This window comes from Elstera litoralis (assembly GCF_000963705.1).
Classification (GTDB): Bacteria; Pseudomonadota; Alphaproteobacteria; order Elsterales; family Elsteraceae; genus Elstera; species Elstera litoralis.
Genome location: NZ_LAJY01000442.1, coordinates 1 through 5,204, shown reverse-complemented (window position 1 = coordinate 5,204; position 5,204 = coordinate 1). Strand labels below are relative to the sequence as shown.

The following is a 5,204-nucleotide window of genomic DNA, read 5'->3' as shown; positions in this document are numbered from 1 at the left end:
TTCGAAGACAATATCGACACGGTTCTGATCGAGCTGAATGATCTTCGGCTCAATCGCGGCGGCAAAACGGCTGTTGCGCTTATAAATATCCAGCAGGCGCTGCACATCGGCCTGAAGCTTGCTGCGCGTATAAACAACGCGCGGACGCAACTGCATTTCGGCCAGCAGGTCTTTTTCTTCGAGCTTATCCAGCCCTTCGAAGGCGATACGGTTGACGATCGGGTTTTCCACCACGCGGACGACCAGAATATCGCCGCGATCAATCCCCACGCTCACGTCGGCGAACAGGCCGGTGGCGAACAGGGTTTTCAGCGACTTATCGACAATATCCGCCGTGACCGGCTCGCCTAAGCGGATATTGAGATAATTGCGCACGGTATCGGGTTCGATGCGCTGGGTGCCTTCGACACGAATGGTCTGGATCACCACCTGCGGCGCGCTGGTCGCGGCCTGAGGGGCTGGGCGCGCTGCGGGCGCAGCCGGGCCTTGGCCCTGAGCGAAAACCATCTGCGGCGCAATCACGCTGGCAGTCCAGGCTACCCCGGCCAGAAGCAGGGCGGTTCGATTTCTAGTCCGTGTCATCATCTGCCGTTGCGCGCGAGTAATTTCAGCGCTCCCGTTCTGGAAGCGCCCATCCGTGGGGCGTCGAGCCGTCATCGCATCTCTACTCCGTCCTCGCCCCAAATCCTAGACCCAGGAAGTCCTACACCAAGGAAGCCACCCACGCAAAGACTCGCAACTGCACAAGATCATTCCAGGTGGCAAAAACCATCAAACACAGAATGGCGGTTAGGCCGATGGCCGCGCCAACCTCCTGCACCCGTTTGCCCAAGGGCCGCCGAAACACGGCTTCCGCTGCATAATACAGCAGATGGCCGCCATCCAACACCGGCACCGGCATCAGATTGATAAGACCGAGATTAATCGAGAGCAGCGCCAGAAACCAGACGACACTGACGGCACTCGTGCGCGCCACTTCGCCGGACATTTGCGCAATGCGCAGCACGCCACCGATTTCCTTGGTATCGCGCTCGCCCCGGATCATCTGCCCCAAAGCGTGCAGCGTGCCCGTGGTAATCGTCCAAGTTTCCTTGACCGCTTGGCCCGCCGCCGTGAACGGATCGTGCTGAACCATCTGGCCCGCCCCGGCCCCGATGCCGAGATACCCGAGTTGCTGAGTGCCGCCGAAGCGGTCTTCGATGGTCCGCACCCCGGTTTTCACCGGCAGCGTCAGCGTACTACCGCCCCGCTCCACAGCAATCGGCAGCGTTTGGCCAGGGCGCGCCTGCACGACGCGCTGAATATCCTCGAACCGCTCGACGCTTTGCCCATCAACCGACACGACTTTATCACCCACGGCAAGCCCCGCCGCTGCCGCCGGAGCGCCCTCCACTACCGTGCCAATCACGGGGGAGGTCACAGGCTGCCCGACGAAAACGAACAGGCCAGTAAGCAGAATGATGGCAAAGGCGAAATTCGCGAATGGCCCGCCCGCAACAATCGCCGCCCGCCAGGGTAGGGATTTATACTGAAACGCGCCCTGGCGTTCCGCCTCCGTCATCGGGCGGTCGTCGATGCCAACGCTCGCCGGGTTCATATCGCCCGACATTTTAACGTAGCCGCCGAGTGGCAGTGCGCAGAATTTCCAGCGCACGCCGTCTTTTGCCGTCCAGCCAAACAGTTCCGGCCCGAAGCCGATGGAGAAAACCTCCACCTTCACCCCGGCGCGTTTGGCGACCCAATAGTGACCATATTCATGCACGAACACGAGCACGGTCAGAATGACCACAAAGGGAAGAAGATAGTCGGCGAGAATCTGCATCTTATATCCTGCTCAGGCTGCCATTTGGCGAATGAGGCCTTCCGCCGCGCGCCGTGCCGCCGCGTCCAGCGCCAGCACCGCATCGAGACTATCCGGCACCTGCCCCGGCACGGTTTCTAGCACGCGCGCCACCAATTCGGCGATGGCCGCGAAGGGCAAACGGTTCGCCAGAAAGGCGGCGACGGCCACCTCGTTCGCCGCATTCAACAAAGTTGGGGCTCCCGCCCCCGCCCGCAAGGCCTGCCGCGCTAAGCGCAACGCCGGAAAGCGCGTTTCGTCCGGCGCTTCGAAGGTAAGCCCCCCGAGCGCCACCAGATCGAGTTTTGCGACCGGCACGGCCAATCGTTCCGGCCAGCCCAGGGCATAAGCAATCGGCGTGCGCATATCGGGTGAGCCCAATTGCGCCAGCACCGAGCCGTCGCAATAGACGACCGCGCTATGGACCACCGACTGCGGGTGAATGAGAACCTCGATTTGTGGCTCGGGCATGGCGAAGAGGTAATGGGCCTCGATCAGTTCCAGCCCCTTATTCATCATCGTCGCGCTATCGACCGAGATTTTCGCGCCCATCGACCAATTGGGATGGGCTACCGCCTGCGCCGGGGTTGCCGCCGCCATCGCCGCCGCCGTCCAGGTGCGGAACGGGCCGCCGGAGGCCGTCAGCAAAATCTTCTCGATCGCCGCGCGTCCCTCGGTCTCGAACACCTGAAAAATGGCGTTATGCTCGCTATCGACCGGCAATAGCCGTGCGCCGGTTCGGGCGACGGTTTGCATAACGAGATCGCCCGCCGAAACCAGCACTTCCTTATTGGCGAAAGCCACACTCGTGCCGCGCTCCAGCGCCGCCAGCGTCGACGCGAGCCCCGCCGCGCCGACAATCGCCGCCATCAGAATATCGACGGGCCGTTCAGCCGCCGCCACAACCGCAGCATCGCCCGCCGCAACCTCGATCCCCGTGCCCGCCAGCCCATCGCGCAAAGCGGCATAGCCCGCATCGTCGGCAATCACGGCGAGGCGCGGTTGAAACGCCCGCGCATCGCGAATAAGGGCGTCGACATTCTTGCCCGCCACCAGGGCTTCCAGCGCGAAACGGTCCCCGTGATAGCGGATCACGTCGAGGGTGCTTTGCCCGACCGAGCCCGTGGACCCGAGGATGGTAACGCGTCGCTTGGCCCCGCTCATGGCGTGAGACTCCATCCAAAAAACGCAACGAGCAGCACCAGCACCAGGGCGACCGGCATCAACCCGTCGACCCGGTCGAGAATGCCGCCGTGACCGGGGATCATCCGCCCGGAATCCTTAACGCCCGCGTGGCGCTTCAGGGCCGATTCGGCCAGATCGCCGGTTTGGGCCACGACCGCGAGCCCCCCCCACAGCGCCAGCACCGCCCCGGAGCCGCCAACGGCGCTGCCGATCAGCGCCGCAATCCCCGCCGCCGCCGCCATGCCACCGATCAGGCCAGCCCAGGTTTTATTCGGGGAAATCGTCGGCGCGAGGCGCGGTCCGCCGATCATTCGCCCAACGAAATAGGCCCCCGTATCGGTCGCCCAAACCACCCCCATTAGCCACAGCACCATCTCGCGACCGTCCGGCATCACGCGCAGCCAAACCCAGCAGGTGCAACTGATTGAAATTACGGGAAAGCCGATTGTGTAAAGCGCGGGCATCTTGCCCCGGCTGAAGCCCGCCACCAGCGGCGCGATGAGAATTCCCGACCCCAGCAGAATCGCCAGCGTCAGAAAATCCGTATCGAGCGCGACCGCCGCCACTAGGGTTGGCGCAGCCACCCGCCAGCGCCCAAGAACCGAGCGGGCGCGCCTGCGGCCCCAGGGTCATCCGTGCCCATTCCCAGCCCATTGCCCCCGCCGCCCCCGCCAAGAGCAGATCGAACCAGGGGGTGCCGATCCAAATGGCAAGAATCGTCGGCGGTAGCAGAAAGGCCGCCGAGACCAGACGCAGCATCAGCGCTTTCGTCGGACGCCGCAGCCGGAAACGGATTTTGGGCGTGGCACCCGCCGGGCTAACCATCTACGCCCCCGAACCGCCGATCCCGCCGCCCATAGGCGCGCAAGGCCGTAATCAGTGCCGTCTTATCGAAATCCGGCCAGAGGGTATCGACGAAAATAAACTCGGCATAGGCCGCCTGCCAGAGCATGAAGTTGCTCAAGCGCTGCTCGCCGCTGGTGCGCAACACGACGTCGGGATCGGGCATATCGGCGGTGGTGAGATGCTGGGAGATCATCGCTTCGGTGATCGCTTCGGGGGCTAGGCTGCCCGCTCGCACGGCGCAGGCCAGCCGCTGCGCCGCCTGAACCAACTCTTCCCGCGCGCCGTAACTGAGCGCCAGCACCAGCGTAAGGCCGCTGTTCTGCGCCGTCTTCTCTTCCGACGCCGCAATCAGCTTCTGAATATCGTCGGACAGCCGCTCCCGTGTGCCGATCACCCGAAAGCGGATATTCTGCCGATGCAGCGTATCGATTTCCGACTGAAGATAGCGCCGCAGCAGGCCCATCAGCCCCTCGACTTCCGCCAAGGGCCGCTTCCAGTTTTCCGACGAAAAACTATAGAGGGTGAGATAGGGAATCCCGAACTCGGCGCAATGGGTCACAAGCTCGCGCACCGCATCGGCCCCTTTGCGGTGCCCTGCGATGCGCGGCAGCCCGCGCGCCCGCGCCCAGCGGCCATTGCCGTCCATGATAATGGCGAGATGGCGCGGCAGGGCCGCCGGATCGAGACCCGCCGCAAGCACAGCCTGATGGGCCGGAGGGGCCAAATCGGACGGGATTCCCGTCATGATGCGAAACCTGGACGCGCTCAAACCTGCATAATTTCTTTTTCTTTGGTCGCAAGCGTCTGATCGATCTGTTTGATATGGGCGTCGGTGAAGCCCTGGATATCGTCGGCGAGCTTCTTTTGCTCGTCTTCGCTAATTTCCTTCGCCTTTTCGGCCTTCTTCAGCATATCCATCCCGTCGCGGCGCACATTGCGGACAGCAACGCGGGCGCTTTCGGCATATTTCCCGGCGACCTTCACCAGTTCCTGCCGGCGCTCCTGATTGAGTTCCGGCAGCGGGACGCGCACCAAGGTGCCATCGGTCGAAGGATTGAGCCCCAGGCCCGCTTCGCGGATCGCCTTTTCAACGGCTTTCACCGTACCCTTGTCCCACACCGTCACGGTCAGCATGCGCGGTTCGGGAACGCTGACGGTGCCGACCTGGCTCAACGGCATCATTGAGCCGTAGGATTCGACCATGATCGGATCGAGAAGATTGGCCGAGGCACGCCCGGTGCGCAAACCATTGAGTTCTTTCTTAAGGGTGTCGACCGCACTATCCATGCGGCGCTTCACATCGCTGAGATCGGGAGTAGCCATCGCTTATATC

General features: G+C 63.1%; 6 protein-coding genes. All 6 read right to left on the bottom strand.

What is annotated here, in order from left to right; all coding sequences use genetic code 11:
* A partial coding sequence (locus VZ95_RS15430; protein ID WP_045776650.1) for a POTRA domain-containing protein occupies positions 1–585 on the bottom strand: 585 nt, incomplete at its 3' end.
* Positions 586–703: 118 nt separating this feature from the next.
* Entirely contained in the window at positions 704–1,822 is a 1,119-nt protein-coding gene (rseP, locus tag VZ95_RS15425) for an RIP metalloprotease RseP (RefSeq protein WP_045776649.1), read from the bottom strand.
* 12 nt (positions 1,823–1,834) lie between these two features.
* Positions 1,835–3,004 (bottom strand): 1-deoxy-D-xylulose-5-phosphate reductoisomerase, encoded by a 1,170-nt coding sequence (locus VZ95_RS15420; protein WP_045776648.1) that lies wholly within the window; start codon positions 3,002–3,004, stop codon positions 1,835–1,837.
* A complete protein-coding gene (locus VZ95_RS15415; protein WP_408606101.1) occupies positions 3,001–3,489 on the bottom strand; it encodes a phosphatidate cytidylyltransferase in 489 nt (162 codons plus the stop codon). Before VZ95_RS15415 ends, VZ95_RS15420 begins: the two co-directional genes overlap by 4 nt.
* A gap of 353 nt (positions 3,490–3,842) precedes the next feature.
* On the bottom strand, positions 3,843–4,616 hold the full coding sequence (locus VZ95_RS15410) for an isoprenyl transferase (protein ID WP_045776646.1): 774 nt from the start codon (positions 4,614–4,616) through the stop codon (positions 3,843–3,845).
* A 20-nt stretch (positions 4,617–4,636) separates the two neighbouring features.
* Entirely contained in the window at positions 4,637–5,194 is a 558-nt protein-coding gene (frr, locus tag VZ95_RS15405) for a ribosome recycling factor (protein WP_045776645.1), read from the bottom strand.
* Positions 5,195–5,204: the final 10 nt, after the last annotated feature.